General features: G+C 72.7%; 11 protein-coding genes. 7 read left to right on the top strand and 4 right to left on the bottom strand.

The features are described from left to right. Window positions 1-40 precede the first annotated feature (40 nt). On the bottom strand, window positions 41-2,320 hold the full coding sequence (locus tag ACIP93_RS12015; RefSeq protein WP_401757714.1) for an FdhF/YdeP family oxidoreductase: 2,280 nt from the start codon (window positions 2,318-2,320) through the stop codon (window positions 41-43). 173 nt (window positions 2,321-2,493) lie between these two features. Here ACIP93_RS12015 and polA point away from each other — a divergent pair, with 173 nt between their 5' ends. Beyond that, on the top strand, window positions 2,494-5,253 hold the full coding sequence (polA, locus tag ACIP93_RS12020) for a DNA polymerase I (protein WP_401757716.1): 2,760 nt from the start codon (window positions 2,494-2,496) through the stop codon (window positions 5,251-5,253). A 37-nt stretch (window positions 5,254-5,290) separates the two neighbouring features. On the opposite strand, the gene ACIP93_RS12025 is transcribed toward polA, so the two are convergent. Continuing rightward, the gene (locus tag ACIP93_RS12025) at window positions 5,291-6,181 is read right to left on the bottom strand and encodes a DUF4184 family protein (RefSeq protein ID WP_401757718.1); all 891 of its coding nucleotides are present in this window, start codon (window positions 6,179-6,181) and stop codon (window positions 5,291-5,293) included. Between the two features lie 240 nt (window positions 6,182-6,421). Between ACIP93_RS12025 and ACIP93_RS12030 the strand changes: the two genes are divergently transcribed. From ACIP93_RS12030 to ACIP93_RS12040, 3 genes are all read left to right on the top strand, one after another. Further along, window positions 6,422-8,224 (top strand): lytic murein transglycosylase, encoded by a 1,803-nt coding sequence (locus tag ACIP93_RS12030; RefSeq protein ID WP_345224034.1) that lies wholly within the window; start codon window positions 6,422-6,424, stop codon window positions 8,222-8,224. A 212-nt stretch (window positions 8,225-8,436) separates the two neighbouring features. Beyond that, window positions 8,437-8,574 (top strand): SPW_0924 family protein, encoded by a 138-nt coding sequence (locus tag ACIP93_RS12035; RefSeq protein WP_345224037.1) that lies wholly within the window; start codon window positions 8,437-8,439, stop codon window positions 8,572-8,574. Between the two features lie 16 nt (window positions 8,575-8,590). Continuing rightward, window positions 8,591-9,580: a DUF3068 domain-containing protein gene (locus tag ACIP93_RS12040; RefSeq protein WP_401757720.1), complete on the top strand. Its 990-nt coding sequence runs from the start codon at window positions 8,591-8,593 to the stop codon at window positions 9,578-9,580. Between the two features lie 82 nt (window positions 9,581-9,662). Here ACIP93_RS12040 and hrpB read toward each other — a convergent pair whose 3' ends face one another. Further along, window positions 9,663-12,188 carry an ATP-dependent helicase HrpB gene (hrpB, locus tag ACIP93_RS12045; protein WP_401757722.1) on the bottom strand — a complete coding sequence of 842 codons (2,526 nt, stop codon included), beginning with the start codon at window positions 12,186-12,188 and terminating at the stop codon, window positions 9,663-9,665. 80 nt (window positions 12,189-12,268) lie between these two features. Then, window positions 12,269-13,132: a class I SAM-dependent methyltransferase gene (locus tag ACIP93_RS12050; protein WP_401757724.1), complete on the bottom strand. Its 864-nt coding sequence runs from the start codon at window positions 13,130-13,132 to the stop codon at window positions 12,269-12,271. Window positions 13,133-13,526: 394 nt separating this feature from the next. Between ACIP93_RS12050 and rpsA the strand changes: the two genes are divergently transcribed. The 3 genes from rpsA to ACIP93_RS12065 all read left to right on the top strand — a co-directional run. Further along, on the top strand, window positions 13,527-15,038 hold the full coding sequence (gene rpsA, locus ACIP93_RS12055; RefSeq protein ID WP_345224045.1) for a 30S ribosomal protein S1: 1,512 nt from the start codon (window positions 13,527-13,529) through the stop codon (window positions 15,036-15,038). A 273-nt stretch (window positions 15,039-15,311) separates the two neighbouring features. Continuing rightward, window positions 15,312-16,250, top strand: a complete 939-nt coding sequence (locus tag ACIP93_RS12060; RefSeq protein ID WP_345224047.1) for a PAC2 family protein — start codon at window positions 15,312-15,314, stop codon at window positions 16,248-16,250. Between the two features lie 31 nt (window positions 16,251-16,281). Continuing rightward, a partial coding sequence (locus ACIP93_RS12065; protein ID WP_401757727.1) for a dephospho-CoA kinase occupies window positions 16,282-16,523 on the top strand: 242 nt, incomplete at its 3' end.

Consider the following 16,523-nt stretch of genomic DNA (forward strand, 5'->3'; position numbering starts at 1 on the left):
CCGGCGGGCGGGCCGTGCGGTCCGGTGACTGAGCGAACGCTCAGACGGCCGCTGATTGTTCCAGACGGATCACCACGGACTTGCTGGCGGGGGTGTTGCTGGTGTCCGCGGTGGCGTCCAGCGGCACCAGGACGTTCGTCTCGGGGTAGTAGGCGGCCGCGCAGCCGCGGGCGGTCGGGTAGTGCACGACGCGGAAACCGGGCGCGCGGCGCTCGACGCCGTCCTTCCACTCGCTGATCAGATCGGTGTACGAGCCGTCCGCGAGCCCGAGCGCGGCCGCGTCCTCGGGGTTGACCAGGACGACGCGGCGGCCGTCCTTGATGCCCCGGTAGCGGTCGTCGAGGCCGTAGATGGTGGTGTTGTACTGGTCGTGGGAGCGCAGGGTCTGCAACAGCAGCCGGCCCTCGGGGAGGTGGGGGTGCTCGACCGGGGCCGCGGTGAAGTTGGCCTTGCCGGTGGCCGTCGGGAAGCGGCGGTCGTCGCGGGGGCCGTGGGGGAGGGTGAAGCCGCCGGGCCGGGCGACGCGGGAGTTGAAGTCCTCGAAGCCGGGGACGACGCGGGAGATCCGGTCGCGGATCGTGGCGTAGTCCCGCTCGAACTCCTCCCAGGGCGTGGCGGACTCCTTGCCGAGGGTGGCGCGGGCCATGCGGGCGACGATGGCGGGCTCGGAGAGCAGGTGCCTGCTCGCGGGCGGCAGGTTGCCGCGGGAGGCGTGCACCATGCTCATGGAGTCCTCGACGGTGACGAACTGCTTGCCGCTCTTCTGCACGTCCTTGTCGGTGCGGCCCAGCGTCGGCAGGATCAGGGCGCGGGTGCCGGTGACGACGTGCGAGCGGTTGAGCTTGGTCGACACATGCACGGTGAGCCGGGCGCGGCGCATGGCGGCCTCGGTGACGAGGGTGTCGGGGGTGGCGGCGACGAAGTTGCCGCCCATCGCGAAGAACACCTTGGCGTCGCCGTCGCGCAGCGCCTGGATGGCGCGCACCACGTCGTATCCGTGGTGCCGGGGCGAGGTGATGCCGAATTCCTCGTCGAGGGCGTCGAGGAAGGCGGCGGAGGGCCGTTCGAAGATGCCCATGGTGCGGTCGCCCTGGACGTTGGAGTGCCCGCGCACCGGGCAGACTCCGGCGCCGGTGCGGCCGATGTTGCCGCGCAGCAGCAGGAAGTTGACGACCTCGCGGATGGTGGGCACGGAGTGCTTGTGCTGGGTGAGGCCCATCGCCCAGCAGACGACGACGCTCTTCGCGGCGAGGACCATGCGCAGGGCGGCCTCGATGTCGGCGCGCTCCAGGCCGGTCGCGGCCAGCGTCTCTTCCCAGTCGGCGGCCCGCGCGGCGGCGGCGAACTCCTCGTAGCCGTGGGTGTGCTCGCGTACGAACAGCTCGTCGACCGCGCCCGGGGTCTCCAGGACGAGCTTGTTGAGGAGGCGGAAGAGGGCCTGGTCGCCGCCGAGGCGGATCTGGAGGAACAGGTCGGTGAGGGAGGTGCCCTTGAGCATGCCGTGGGGGGTCTGCGGGTTCTTGAAGCGCTCCAGGCCGGCCTCGGGCAGCGGGTTCACCGAGATGATCTGCGCGCCCGCGCGCTTGGCCTTCTCCAGGGCGGTCAGCATGCGCGGGTGGTTGGTGCCCGGGTTCTGCCCGGCGACGATGATCAGCTCGGCCCGGTGGAGGTCGTCGAGGGAGACGCTGCCCTTGCCGATGCCGATGGTCTCCATGAGGGCGGAGCCGGAGGACTCGTGGCACATGTTGGAGCAGTCGGGCAGGTTGTTCGTACCGAATTCGCGGGCGAAGAGCTGGAGCAGGAACGCCGCCTCGTTGCTGGTGCGGCCCGAGGTGTAGAAGACGGCCTCGTCGGGGGAGGAGAGCGCCTTCAGCTCCGTGCCGATCAGGTCGAAGGCGCGTTCCCAGGTGACGGGCACGTACGTGTCCGAGCCCTCGTCGAGGAACATCGGCTCGGTGATGCGGCCCTGCTGCCCGAGCCAGTACCCGCTGCGCCCGGCGAGGTCGGAGACGGGGTGGGCGGCGAAGAAGGCGGGGGTGACCCGGCGGACGGTGGCCTCCTCGGCGACCGCCTTCGCGCCGTTCTCGCAGAACTCGGCGGTGTGCCGCTTGTCCTCCTCGGGCCAGGCGCAGCCGGGGCAGTCGAAGCCGTCCTTCTGGTTGACCTTGAGGAGGGTGCGGGCGGTGCGGGCCGCGCCCATCTGCTGGTGGGCCATGGCGAGGGTGTGCGCGATGGCGGGCAGCCCGGCGGCGGCGTGCTGGGGGGCCGCGACCTGCGGCGCGTCCTGGACCGGGTCCCCTACGGGCGGCTTCGCTGCCATGGCGCTCCCCTTCGAGCGGTGGATCTTCGGGCGGTGGGACTGCGACGGCGGTTCTTCGCGTTCTCCGTGTACCTCTTCGATCCTGTCACGGACCACCGACAGCGCGACGTCAGGGGCGGGGCGTGACCGGCTGGCGGCCCGGATTGTCAGTGGCGCCGCCTAGGATCGGGGGCGTGGCGAAAACAGCAGCGAAGACCGCAGACAAGACCCCGTCCGCCCAGGGCGGCAAGGAGACCGGACCCGCCGGGGCGCGCCCCCGCCTGCTCCTCATGGACGGGCACTCCCTGGCCTACCGTGCGTTCTTCGCGCTGCCCGCGGAGAACTTCACGACCGCGTCCGGCCAGCCGACGAACGCCATCTACGGCTTCGCGTCGATGCTGGCGAACACCCTGCGCGACGAGGCGCCCACGCACCTCGCGGTGGCGTTCGACGTGTCCCGCAAGACCTGGCGCTCCACCGAGTTCCCGGAGTACAAGGCGAACCGCTCGAAGACCCCCGACGAGTTCAAGGGGCAGGTCGAGCTGATCGGCGAGCTCCTGGACGCGATGCACGTGGACCGTTTCGCGATCGACGGCTTCGAGGCCGACGACGTGATCGCCACCCTCGCCACCCGGGCGGAGGAGGCCGGGTTCGACGTTCTGATCGTCACGGGCGACCGCGACTCCTTCCAGCTGATCACCGAGCACGTCACCGTGCTGTACCCCACCAAGGGCGTCTCGGAGCTGACCCGGTTCACACCGGAGAAGGTGGCGGAGAAGTACGGGCTGACCCCGCAGCAGTACCCGGACTTCGCGGCGCTGCGCGGCGACCCGTCCGACAACCTCCCCGGCATCCCCGGCGTCGGCGAGAAGACCGCCGCGAAGTGGATCAACCAGTTCGGTTCGTTCGCGGAGCTGGTGGAGCGCGTCGAGGAGGTCAAGGGCAAGGCCGGGCAGAACCTCCGCGACCACCTGGACGCCGTGAAGCTCAACCGCAGGCTCACCGAGATGGTGCGCGACGTCGAGCTGCCCAAGGCCCCCGCCGACCTGGCGCGCGCCCCGTACGACCGGACCGCCGTCGCCGGCGTCCTGGACGTCCTGGAGATCCGCAACCCGTCGCTGCGCGAGCGCCTGTACGCGGTGGACCCGGGCGCCGCCGAGGAGGAGGCCGCCGCCCCGGCCGCCGGCCTGGAGCTCGACGGGTCGAAGCTGGGCACCGGCGAGGTCGCCCCGTGGCTGGACGCGCACGGCGCGCAGCCGCTCGGCGTCGCCACGGTCGACACCTGGGCGCTGGGCACGGGCAGTGTCACCGAGATCGCGCTCGCCGCCGCCGACGGGGCCGCCGCCTGGTTCGACCCGGCGCAGCTCGACGAGGCCGACGAGAAGGCCGTCGCCGCCTGGTTCGCCGACGCGAAGCGCCCGAAGGTCCTGCACAACGCCAAGGCCGCGCTGCGGGTGCTGCCGGAGCACGGCTGGTCGCTCGCCGGGGTCACCATGGACACCGCGCTCGCCGCGTACCTGGTCAAGCCGGGCCGCAGGTCCTTCGCGCTGGACGCGCTCTCCGTGGAGTACCTGGGCCGCGAGCTGGCCCCGGCCGCCGCCGCCGAGGGGCAGCTCGCGTTCGGCTCCGAGGAGGACGAGCGGGCCGAGGCGGACGCCCTGATGGGCCAGGCCCGCACGATCCTCGACCTGGGCGACGCCTTCACGGAGAAGCTGAAGGAGGTCGGCGCGGCCGAGCTGCTGCACGACGTGGAGCTGCCCACCTCGATCCTGCTCGCCCGTCTGGAGCGGCACGGCATCGCCGCCGACCGGGCGCACCTGACCGCCATGGAGCAGCAGTTCGCGGGCGCGGTCCAGCAGGCCGTGACGGAGGCGCACGAGGCGGCGGGCCGCGAGTTCAACCTCGGCTCGCCCAAGCAGCTCCAGGAGATCCTCTTCGGCGAGCTGGCGCTGCCCAAAACGAAGAAGACGAAGACCGGATACACCACGGACGCCGACGCCCTGGCCTGGCTGGCCACGCAGACCGAGCACGAGCTGCCGGTGATCATGCTGCGCCACCGCGAGCAGGCCAAGCTGCGCGTCACCGTCGAGGGCCTGATCAAGACGATCGCCGCCGACGGCCGCATCCACACCACGTTCAACCAGACGGTGGCCGCGACCGGACGCCTGTCCTCCACCGAGCCCAACCTGCAGAACATCCCGGTCCGCACCGACGAGGGCCGGGCGATCCGCCGCGGCTTCGTCGTCGGCGAGGGCTACGACTGCCTGATGACGGCCGACTACAGCCAGATCGAACTGCGCGTGATGGCCCACCTGTCGGAGGACGAGGGCCTCATCGAGGCGTTCAAGTCGGGCGAGGACCTGCACACCACGGTCGCCTCCCAGGTGTTCGGGGTGGAGCGCTCCGCGGTCGACCCCGAGATGCGCCGCAAGATCAAGGCCATGTCGTACGGCCTGGCCTACGGCCTGTCCGCGTTCGGCCTCTCGCAGCAGCTCAACATCGACGCGGGCGAGGCGCGCGGCCTGATGAACACCTTCTTCGAGCGGTTCGGCGGGGTGCAGGACTACCTCCAGCGCGCCGTCGAGGAGGCCAGGGCCACCGGGTACACGGAGACGATGCTCGGCCGCCGCCGCTACCTGCCCGACCTCAACAGCGACAACCGCCAGCGCCGCGAGATGGCCGAGCGGATGGCGCTCAACGCGCCCATCCAGGGCACCGCGGCCGACATCGTCAAGGTCGCCATGCTGAACGTCGACGCGGCGCTGCAGAAGGCTGGGTGCACCTCCCGGATGCTGCTCCAGGTGCACGACGAAATCGTGCTGGAGATCGCCAGGGGCGAGAAGGAGAAGGTCGAGGAGATCGTCCGCCGCGAGATGGCGGGCGCCGTCGAGCTGCGCGCCCCGCTGGACGTGTCGGTGGGCGTCGGCGAGAACTGGGAGTCCGCCGCCCACTGACGCCGTGCGCGTCCCGGGGGCCCGGTCCCGTACGCGATCAGTGCGATCGGGTACGGGGCCGGGCCCCGGCCGTCCGCGGCGCTCCGGCAGCGTCCGGCACCGCCTCCCGGTCCTCGTGGTCCTCGCGGTCCGGTGCGGCCGCCCGCCACCGGCCCGCCAGCGCGACGTACAGCACGAGCCCCACCAGCAGTCCCGCGCCCGCGCCGAAGCAGATGGTGGGGATGTAGTCGAACGGCCGCAGCGGCACGCTCTGGTGGGCCTGCCAGCGCAGGCACCGCAGCACCGCGGTGAGCACCGCGCACCCGCCCAACAGGGCCAGCGCGAGACCCCGTTGACGCCGCTCCAGCAGGGGCACGCCGTCAGGGGAGGCCCCCGCCTGCCGGCGCAGCGCCGTCACCAGGAACCAGCACAGGACGAGTGCCGCCAGCGCCGACGACCCGTACTGCGCGTAGGTGTAGAGCGGGAGGCCCGCGTAGGTGTGCCCGAGCACCGGGAACCACTCCGTGCCGAGCCTGCCGGGATGGGTGAAGAGGTCCCACACCACATGCGTCAGCGACCCGACCACCGCCGACAGCACGAACCGCAGCACCAGCGAAGGCGACACGGCGCTCCAGCGCGCCCCGCGCACGACGCCGTGCACCCGCCCCTGCCAGCGTCTGGGCAGCAGCGCCACCAGCGGTTCGCGCGAGCGCACCCACAACAGCACCAGCAGCGCCGTGCACAGCACGTCCGCCGTGACGACGCCGGGCGCCGAGTGCGTGAAGGCGCCGAAGGACATGCCGCCCGGCAGGACCGACGCCAGGAAGTACGTCAGGTCCGGGGCGAAGGAACCCGCCACGAGCGCCGACGGCAGGAAGGGGCCGCGTCCGGTGCCGTCGCGGCGGACTCCCGGCAGCACGGCGGCGGCATGGCTGAGTGTGAACGGCATGTGGGCTCCCCCTCCGACACGGCCCGAGTGAGGTCCCCCCTCGGGCACGACGTGTTCACAGGTGATCAATGCCGCTCAGTATGCGGGACCGCGGGGACGCGGCTTTCTGCCGATACGAAAGTGTCGAAGAGGTGAAAACCGACCAGAAGCCTGTGTTCCGGCGCCAAGAGTTGTCGTAGTGTCACGTGGGTCGTCGCGCTGGGGAGCGCGTACCGCCGCCGATGGGGAGGGACCACTCGCATGGCTGCACAGTTCGGTCGTCGCTTGCGCAAGGGAGCGACCACGACGGCGGTGGCGGCGATAGCCGTGGCCGCCCTGTCCGCGTCACAGGCACCCGGGGCGGCCGGGACCACGTACGACGGGCAGACGGCCGGCGCGAAGCCGGGACCGGAGTCGGCGGCCACCGGCAACTCCCCGTACTACACCGACCTTCCGCCGCTCACCACCCCCGGAGCTCCGGACGCGAGCATCGGCATGCCGGGCACCGGCGACGGCGGCGGCGCCGCCGTGGGCACCCCCGAGGCGGGGCTGCCCGCAACCGTCCTGGACGCGTACAAGAAGGCGCAGACGGCCGTCGAGGCCGCCGACCCGTCCTGCCGGCTGCCCTGGCAACTCCTGGCGGCCATAGGCAAGGTGGAGTCCGGCCAGGCGCGCGGCGGCCAGGTCGACGCCCAGGGCAACACCCTCACGCCGATCCTGGGCCCGGTCCTCAACGGCGTCGGCTTCGCCAACATCAAGGACACCGACAACGGCGCGTACGACGGCGACAGCACGTACGACCGCGCGGTCGGCCCGATGCAGTTCATCCCCTCCACCTGGGCCCGCAACGGCAAGGACGGCAACGGGGACGGCAAGAAGGACCCGAACAACATCTACGACGCGGCGCTCGCCGCCGGGCACTACCTGTGCGCGGGCTCCCGGGACATGACGAACCCGGACGACCGCGACAAGGCGATACTCAGCTACAACCGGTCGCGGGAGTACCTGCGGACGGTCCTGTCCTGGTACGACTTCTACAACCGCGGCACCCACTCCGTCCCCGACGGCACCGGCGTCCAGCCGCGCACGCCCACCCCCGACAGCCACACCAGGACGCCCAACGGCAACGGCGCCACCCCGCCCGTCGCGCCCACCCCGCCCGTCACGCCCACCCCGGGCACCACCAAGCCCGGCGCCGGCCAGACCACTCCGCCGACCGCGCCGGACACCGCCGCCGCGCTCAAGGCCGTCGGCGCGACGAAGCTGACCGCGGTCGCGGGCGAGGACTTCGCCGACCGGCCCGGCGTGCAGGTGCTCACCAAGGCGGGCAGGCCCGTCGCGGGTGCGAAGGTCGAGTTCCTCGTCGTCGGCGCCACCGAGGCCCGCTTCCCCGGCAACGCGCTGCGGACCGCCGTCACCACCGACAAGAACGGCCTCGCGACGGCGCCGGTGCTCGCCGCGGGCGACAGGGCGGGCGCTTTCGTCGTCCGCGCGTCGACGCCCGGCGCCCCGGCCGCCGAGTTCTGGGCGACGGTCACCGCCAAGCAGGCCCCCGCGCCGAAGGCCGACGCGCTGACCCGCACCTCCACCACCGCGCTCAAGGCCGAGGCGGGCGAAGCGTTCGCCGGAACCGTCGAGGTCAGGGCGACCGCCGACGGCAAGGCGCTCAAGGGCTCCAAGGTGTCCGCCGTCGTCGTCGGCGTCGGCCCGCACTTCCAGGCCGCCGACGGCACCGCGGTGCGCACCGTGGGCGGACTCGTCACCGGCGCGGACGGCACGGTGGCGCTGCCGAAGCTGTACGCGGGCCCCAAGGCCGGGACGTACGTGCTGCGCGTCGTCGCCGACGGGGTGGCGCTGAACGTCACGCTGACGGTCACGGCCGCCCCGACGACGCCGCCGACCACACCGCCCACCACGCCTCCGACGACCCCGCCCACGACGCCGCCGACCACGCCTCCGACGACTCCGCCCACGCAGGAGCCGACGAAGGAGCCCACCAAGACGCCGACCAAGTCGCCGGGTGGGAGCGCGAGCCCGTCCGGCTCGGTTTCGCCGAAGCCGTAGTCGCAGCCGAAGCCGGCGCGGAAGCCGTAGCCGTAGCGGAAACCGCAGCCGTAGTGGAACCCCGACAGGGGGGAGGGACCGGGACGACCCGGCGCCTCCCCCCTGTTCGTTTTTCCGTGCCCGCTTCGGTGTTCCCCTCTCGCGGCGGCGTTGCTACGGTGCCCCCTCCCTGACGGGACGTCAGAAACAGTTCAGCGGGAGGAAGTCGGTACATGCGCGCCCTCATCGCCGCAGCCGTCGGGCTGGCCGCCGCGTTCGCCCTGGTCCTCACGATCACGGCGGTCGGCGCACCGGCCGGCGAGACCTCGCCGAAACCGCTGCTGACCACCGTCCCGGCACCGAAGAAGTGACGGGGGCGGACAGCGGATGCGACGCAAAGCCGGACTGGTCCTGCTCGCCCTCGCGGTGTTCTTCACCGCCCTCGCGCCACTGACCCGGTGGTACGCCTTCCCGCGGCTGGCCAAGATCCCGCCGGGCCAGTACCAGGACATGGTCCTGGAGGCGAAGCCCGCAACGCTCATCGACTACGGCACCATGCGGGCCCGACAGGTCGAGAAGCTGACCGTCGTGCAGACGCTCAAGGGCAACGTCGAGGAGTCGCAGCGGATCGAGCGGACCGCAGGGCGGGACGTGGTCGTCTGGGACGCCCTCTCCTACGTCGCGGGGCCCGACGGGAAGATGGTCTCCACCATCCCCGAGCGCTACATCTTCGACGCGCACACCCAGGACCCCGTGCACGCCACCGGGGAGATGGTCGACGGGGACCCGGTGCGGCGGCGCGGCATCGAGTTCAAGTGGCCCTTCCTGACGGAGAAGCGCGACTACGAGTACTACGACGCGCGCGCCCGGCTCACCGCTCCGATCCACTATCGGGGGACGCAGGAGTTCCGGGGGATCGAGGTCTACTACTTCGAGCAGACCGTCCCGTGGACGAAGGTGCCGTACCCGAAGAGGATGCCGCTGCCCGGAATCGACTCCGGCACGCTGGAGAAGCAGACCGGAACGAGCATGTGGTACACGACGAAGCGGATGTTCTGGGTCGACCCGGTGACGGGGGCGCCCGTGAACGGGGAGGAGATCCACACCGAGGAGATGCGGGGCGGGAGCCTGCTGCAGGGGCGGGAGAAGGTCACGGCGTTCTCCGGCCACGTGAAGATGCGGGCGGACTACGTCGACGCCACGCTGGCCCTCGTCAAGGCGAACCGGACCCCGGTCCTCCTGCTGACCTCCTACCTCCCCTGGAGCTTCCTCGTCCTCGGCCTCGCCCTGCTCGCCCTCGCCCTCTGGCTGGAGGCCCGCGGCCGCCGTCCGGCCCCGGCCCGGCCCCGGGCCCCGGCCCCGGCCGCTCTTTCCTGACCGCCGGGGGCCTCCTCCTCCCCGGCCCGCGGCCCCTCGCCCTCGGGCAGCTTGCCTCTCCGCCCCCGGGCCGCCCGCTCCGTCAGCCGCCCGTCCCCTGCCGGGCCGCCCGCGCCTTCGTGTGCCGCGTGGCCGCCGCCGCCCCCGGGTCCTCCGGCCACGGATGCTTCGGATAGCGCCCCCGCAGCTCCGCCCGCACCCCCCGGTACCCCTCGCGCCAGAACGACGCCAGGTCCGCCGTCACCGCCACCGGCCGCCCCGCCGGCGACAGCAGGTGCACCAGCACCGGCACCCCCGGCGAGGACCCGGACGCCCCCACCCGCGGTGTCTGCGCCAGCCCGAACATCTCCTGGAGCTTCACCGCCAGCACCGGCTGCTCACCGGAGTAGTCCACCCGGATCCGCGACCCGCTCGGCACCTCGATCCGCTCCGGCGCCAGCGCGTCCAGCCGCGCCGCCTCCCCGCCCGCCCACGGCAGCAGCCGGCTCAGCGCCTGCCCGGCCTCGATCCGCCCCAGGTCCGCCCGCCGCCGCGCCCGCGACAACTCCGGCTCCAGCCACTGCCCGGCGCACTCCACGAGCGCCGCGTCCGACACGTCCGGCCACGGTGCTCCCAGCTGCCGGTGCAGGAACGCCAGCCGCTCCCGCAGCCCCGCCGCGTCCCGCGTCCAGCGCAGCAGCCCGAGCCCCTCCTGCCGCAGCCCCTCCAGCAGCGCCCCGCGCACCTGCCCCCGGGGCACCTCGCGCAGCGGGCGCACGGCCAGCTCCACCGCGCCCAGCGCCTCCACCTGCCGGGCCACCACGTCCCCGCCCTCCCAGCGGACCTCCTCCCGCACCCCGTACAGGTGCTCCGCCGCCACCCGCGCGGTGTCCGCGTCGAGCACCGCCGCCAGCCGCACCCGCGCGGACGCCGCATGCGCCGGACGGTCCGCGACCGCCACCGCCAGCCACGGCGCACTGCGCAGCCGCGACCCCTCGCCCACCTCCGCGCCCGTCCCCGACACCATCAGGAACGCCCCCGCGCCCCGCGCCCGCGCCACCCGTTCCGGGAACGCCAGCGCCGCCACCAGGCCCGCCGCCGCGTCGTCCGCGAGCGGGGCCCCCTCGCCCCGCACCCCCGACGCCAGCCGCCGGGTCTCCTGCTTCCAGCGCGCCCCGTACGCGTCGCCGCCGCGCCGGGCCGCCCGCCACGCCTCCGCCAGGTCGTCCCCGTACTCCCGGGGCGGCTCCTCGCTCAGCAGCGCCACCACCTCCGCCGCCCGCCGGGCGCCGATCTCCCGCGCGCCGTCCAGCAGCGCGCGCCCCAGCCGCGGATGCAGCCCGAGGCGGGAGAGCCGTACGCCCCGGTCGGTGGCCCGGCCCCGCGCGTCCACCGCGCCGATCGCCGTCAGGACCTCCCGCGCCGCCGCCATCGCACCGGCCGGCGGGGCGTCGAGCAGGGCGAGTCCGGCGGCCTCCGGGTCGCCCCAGCAGGCCGCCTGGAGGGCGAACGCGGCCAGGTCGGCCACCTTGATCTCCGGGTTCGGGAAGGCGGGCAGCCGCCCCTGCTCGGCCTCCTCCCAGCACCGGTACACCGTGCCCGGCGCCTCGCGCCCGGCCCGCCCCGCGCGCTGGCGTGCCGCCGCCCGGGACGCCCGTACGGTCGTCAGCGCGCTCAGCCCCCGCGCGTGGTCGGTACGGGGCTCACGCGCCAGCCCGCAGTCCACGACGACCCGCACCCCGGGCACGGTCAGGCTCGACTCCGCCACGGACGTCGCCAGGACCACCCGGCGGCCGGACGCGGGGCCCGCCAGCACGGCGTCCTGCACGGCGGCGGGCGCCCGCCCGTGCACCTGGAGCACCTCCGCCCCCACCCCGCTCAACTGCCCCGCCACCCGGGCGATCTCCCCCACCCCCGGCAGGAAGCACAGCACGTCGCCCTCGCGCTCGGCGAGCGCCCTGCGCACGACCGACGCCACGTGCGACAGCAGCACCGGATCCACTCGCATCCCGTGCGGCGGGCGCACCGGCCGCGCGGGCGGCGCCCACACCGTCTCGACGGGGTGCGAGACCCCCTGCGCCTCCACCACCGGCGCGTCCCCCAGCAGCCGTGACCAGCCCGCCGCGTCGGTCGTCGCGGAGGCCGCCACCAGCCGCAGCTCCGGGCGCAGGGCGGCACGTACGTCCAGCAGGAAGGCGGCGGCGGTGTCCGCGTCGAGGTGCCGCTCGTGGCACTCGTCCAGCACGACCACGTCCACGCCGGTCAACTCCTGGTCGCGCTGCAGCCGTTGCAGCAGCACGCCGGTGGTGACGACCTCCACGACGGTGTCCGGGGACACGGTGCGCTCGCCGCGCACGGTGACTCCGACGCGCTCGCCGACCCGCTCGCCCAGCAGCCACGCCATCCGTCGGGCCGCCGCCCGGGCGGCGATCCTGCGCGGCTCCGCGACCACCACCCTGCGCACCGGTCCGCCGCCCACCAGACCGGCCAGCACCAGCGGCACCAGCGTCGTCTTGCCGGTGCCGGGCGGCGCGCACAGCACCGCGGCCCCGTGCGCGTCGAGCGCCGCCACGAGAGCGGGCACCGCCGTGCGCACGGGCAACTGGTCGAGGGCTTCGCTACGGATCATCCCCACAGTGTCGTACGGGAGCGGGGCGGACCCCCGTGCGCGTCCGGCGCCAGTCCCGCTCGCAGACGAAGCGCCCGGTGTCAGTCCCGCTCGCAGACGAAGATCGCCGTCCCCGGGATCAGATTCCCCCGCAGCGGGGACCAGCCGCCCCACTCCGAGCTGTTCCACGCGGGCCACTCCGGCTCCACGAGGTCCACCAGCCGGAAGCCGCCGGCGACCACGTCCCGGACGCGGTCCCCGAGCGTCCTGTGGTGCTCGACGTACACCGCCCGCCCCTGCTCGTCCTGCTCCACGTAGGGAGTGCGGTCGAAGTACGACGCGGAGACCGACAGCCCCTCGGGGCCCGGTTCGTCCGGGAACGCCCAGCGGATCGGGTGCGTCACCGAGAACACCCACCGCCCGCCCGGCCGCAGCACCCGGCGCACCTCGCGGAACACCTTCACCGGGTCCGCGACGAAGGGCACCGCCCCGTACGCCGAGCACGCCAGGTCGAAGGAGCCGTCCCGGAACGGCAGCACCCCGGCGTCGGCCTGCACCAGGCCCACCCCGTCCTCGCCGCCGCCGATCCGCAGCGCGTGCTGGAGCTGGCGGTGCGAGAGGTCCACGGCGACCGGGCGGGCGCCCTGCCGCACCAGCCAGCGCGAGCACTGCGCGGCGCCCGCGCCGATCTCCAGCACGTCGAGCCCCTTGAGGTCCTCCGGCGGGCCCAGCAGCTCCGCCTCCACCTCGTCGAGGCCCTCGGGGCCCCACACGAAGCGGTCGTCGCCCAGGAAGGTCCCGTGGTCGAGCTGGTACTCGTCCGCGTTGCTGTCCCACCAGCCCCGGCTGGCCCGGCTGCTCTCCGCGTCGCCGGCGTCACGCCGGGTGGCCTCGGGCTCCGTGTCCTCCCCGGCCGCGAGGGCGTCGAGGGAAACCGCGTCGGAGGAGTCGTCTTCGTGGATCATTGCGCCCGTTCGAATAGTCTGAGTAGGCTCCGCCGGAACCCCTCCCGGGTACCTCCCCGAGGAGCGGCCGGGAAGGGGTCCGGGGGGAGCGGGAAGCCCATGGTGGCCTCGCCGGACCCGAGTTGTGCCGGGTATGGGGCGTTCCGCCCCGGGTGGGTGCCTTCGCGCATTGACCCTGCCCGGCGGCCCCCGTATGCTACAAGTTGCGCTGCGAGCCTGCGCGCCTCAGACCTAGCAGGCCGCGCTCGCATCTGTATGTATGTCTCCTCGGTTTTCGAGGTGCCCGCCGGTTCCGCCGGTTCGGTGCTTCTTCGGCTGTCCGGCTTCTGCAGAGCGACAGGCTCACGGCGTAGCAGTACCTACGATTTCTGTCCGTACCGGAGCCCTTTCCCACATGACGAGCAGCACCGAGACCACCTCTACCACCCCGCAGGTAGCGGTCAACGACATCGGTAACGAGGAAGCCTTCCTCGCCGCGATCGACGAGACGATCAAGTACTTCAACGACGGCGACATCGTCGACGGCGTCATCGTGAAGGTCGACCGGGACGAGGTCCTGCTCGACATCGGTTACAAGACCGAAGGCGTCATCCCGTCCCGCGAGCTTTCCATCAAGCACGACGTCGACCCCAACGAGGTCGTCGCCGTGGGCGATGAGATCGAGGCCCTGGTTCTCCAGAAGGAGGACAAGGAAGGCCGTCTCATCCTGTCCAAGAAGCGTGCGCAGTACGAGCGCGCCTGGGGCACGATCGAGAAGATCAAGGAAGAGGACGGGATCGTCACCGGCACCGTCATCGAGGTCGTCAAGGGTGGTCTCATCCTCGACATCGGCCTCCGTGGCTTCCTGCCGGCCTCCCTCGTCGAGATGCGCCGTGTCCGCGACCTCCAGCCCTACGTGGGCAAGGAGCTCGAGGCCAAGATCATCGAGCTGGACAAGAACCGCAACAACGTGGTCCTGTCCCGCCGTGCCTGGCTTGAGCAGACCCAGTCCGAGGTGCGCCAGACGTTCCTCACGACCCTCCAGAAGGGTCAGGTCCGCTCCGGCGTCGTGTCCTCGATCGTCAACTTCGGTGCCTTCGTGGACCTGGGTGGCGTCGACGGTCTCGTGCACGTCTCCGAGCTCTCCTGGAAGCACATCGACCACCCGTCCGAGGTTGTCGAGGTCGGCCAGGAAGTCACCGTCGAGGTTCTCGACGTCGACATGGACCGCGAGCGTGTCTCCCTGTCGCTGAAGGCGACGCAGGAAGACCCGTGGCAGCAGTTCGCCCGTACGCACCAGATCGGCCAGGTCGTCCCCGGCAAGGTCACGAAGCTGGTTCCGTTCGGTGCGTTCGTCCGCGTCGACGAGGGCATCGAGGGCCTGGTCCACATCTCCGAGCTGGCCGAGCGCCACGTGGAGATCCCGGAGCAGGTCGTCCAGGTCAACGACGAGATCTTCGTCAAGGTCATCGACATCGACCTCGAGCGTCGCCGGATCTCGCTGTCGCTGAAGCAGGCCAACGAGTCCTTCGGCGCCGACCCGGCCTCGGTGGAGTTCGACCCGACGCTGTACGGCATGGCTGCCTCGTACGACGACCAGGGCAACTACATCTACCCCGAGGGCTTCGACCCCGAGACGAACGACTGGCTCGAGGGCTTCGAGTCGCAGCGTGAGGCCTGGGAGGGTCAGTACGCCGAGGCGCAGCAGCGCTTCGAGCAGCACCAGGCCCAGGTCATCAAGTCCCGCGAGGCCGACGAGGCCGCCGCTGCCGAGGGCGCTGCCGCTCCGGCCGCGACCGGTGGCAACGCCGGTGCGGGCATCTCGGGCGGTTCCTACTCCTCGGAGTCGGACGACAACTCCGGCGCCCTGGCGTCGGACGAGGCCCTGGCCGCGCTCCGCGAGAAGCTGGCGGGCGGCCAGAGCTGAACGCTCTGACCCCCACCGGTCGCGTGGTTGCCTGACCGTCACCGTCTCCGGGTGACGGCCGGGAGCCGAACCGGCTGAACAGCGAGGCCCGTTCCCCTTCGGGGGAGCGGGCCTCGCCGTGCGTCCGGGCCTTGTCGCGTGCGCTCGGCGGAGTTCCCGTTCGTGGGCTCGTCCACTCGTATGAGGGAAGGCTGAGGGAAGGCGGCGTGGCGGGGAATGCCCGCGGCCCGCGGCACGTTCTTCCCTGTGAAACGCGAGGAGGTAGCGGGAATCGTGCTTGATCCGCAGGGTTTGTACGCATGGGAGCCGAAGGGGCTGGCCGTCGTCGACATGGCGCTGGCCCAGGAGTCGGCCGGACTTGTCATGCTCTACCACTTCGACGGTTATATCGACGCGGGGGAGACCGGCGACCAGATCGTCGAGAAGCTGCTGGACTCGCTGCCCCACCAGGTCGTCGCGCGCTTCGACCACGACCGGCTGGTCGACTACCGGGCCCGTCGCCCGCTGCTGACGTTCAAGCGCGACCAGTGGTCGGACTACGAGACCCCCTCCCTCGAAGTGCACTTGGTGCAGGACGCCACGGGCGCCCCGTTCCTGCTGCTCTCCGGCCCGGAGCCGGACGTGGAGTGGGAGCGGTTCTCGGCGGCGGTGCGTCAGATCGTGGAGCGCCTCGGGGTGCGGCTCGCGGTGAACTTCCACGGCATACCGATGGGCGTCCCGCACACCCGCCCGGTGGGCCTCACTCCGCACGGCAACCGCACCGACCTGGTGCCGGGCCACCGCAGCCCGTTCGACGAGGCGCAGGTGCCGGGTTCGGCGGAGTCGCTGATCGAGTACCGGCTGACGGAGGCGGGTCACGACGTCCTCGGCGTCGCCGCGCACGTGCCGCACTACGTGGCGCGCTCGGCCTACCCCGACTCGGCGCTGACCGTCCTGGAGGCGATCACCGCGGCGACCGGCCTGGTCCTGCCGTCGGTGGCGCACGCGCTGCGCACGGAGGCGCGCCGCACCCAGGACGAGATCGACCGTCAGGTCGGCGAGGGCGACGAGGAACTGGTCGCGCTGGTCCAGGGCCTTGAGCACCAGTACGACGCGGTGGCGGGCGCCGAGACCCGCGGCAGTCTCGTCGCGGAGGCCAAGGACCTGCCGTCGGCGGACGAGATCGGACTGGAATTCGAGAAGTTCCTCGCCGAGCGGGAGGGCGACCTGTAGCCCCGCAGCGGTGCGCCTTAGGCTGCCGGTCATGCTGAGAGTGGGCCTGACCGGCGGTATCGGCGCCGGCAAGAGTGAAGTGTCGCGGCTGCTCGCGTCGTACGGCGCGGTCGTCGTGGACGCCGACCGCATCGCGCGTGAGGTCGTGGGGCCCCGGGCGCCCCGGCGCGACGCCGGGGGGGCGGCGGTAGGCGCGGAACTCCAAAACCCGGACCGCCCGCGGGACCCGCCCCCCCCGGGCGGGGTCCTCATCGCCGCCCCCGAGAACAAGAA

Origin of the sequence: Streptomyces sp. NPDC088745 (assembly GCF_044751045.1) — a bacterium.
Classification (GTDB): domain Bacteria; phylum Actinomycetota; class Actinomycetes; order Streptomycetales; family Streptomycetaceae; genus Streptomyces; species Streptomyces cremeus.

Excerpts from the sequence above, each read along its gene's own strand:
- ACIP93_RS12015 (WP_401757714.1), bottom strand. The coding sequence starts at position 2,320 with ATGGCAGCGAAGCCGCCCGTAGGGGACCCGGTCCAGGACGCGCCGCAG.
- ACIP93_RS12025 (WP_401757718.1), bottom strand. The coding sequence starts at position 6,181 with ATGCCGTTCACACTCAGCCATGCCGCCGCCGTGCTGCCGGGAGTCCGC.
- ACIP93_RS12030 (WP_345224034.1), top strand. The coding sequence starts at position 6,422 with ATGGCTGCACAGTTCGGTCGTCGCTTGCGCAAGGGAGCGACCACGACG.
- ACIP93_RS12035 (WP_345224037.1), top strand. The coding sequence starts at position 8,437 with ATGCGCGCCCTCATCGCCGCAGCCGTCGGGCTGGCCGCCGCGTTCGCC.
- ACIP93_RS12040 (WP_401757720.1), top strand. The coding sequence starts at position 8,591 with ATGCGACGCAAAGCCGGACTGGTCCTGCTCGCCCTCGCGGTGTTCTTC.
- hrpB (WP_401757722.1), bottom strand. The coding sequence starts at position 12,188 with ATGATCCGTAGCGAAGCCCTCGACCAGTTGCCCGTGCGCACGGCGGTG.
- ACIP93_RS12050 (WP_401757724.1), bottom strand. The coding sequence starts at position 13,132 with ATGATCCACGAAGACGACTCCTCCGACGCGGTTTCCCTCGACGCCCTC.
- rpsA (WP_345224045.1), top strand. The coding sequence starts at position 13,527 with ATGACGAGCAGCACCGAGACCACCTCTACCACCCCGCAGGTAGCGGTC.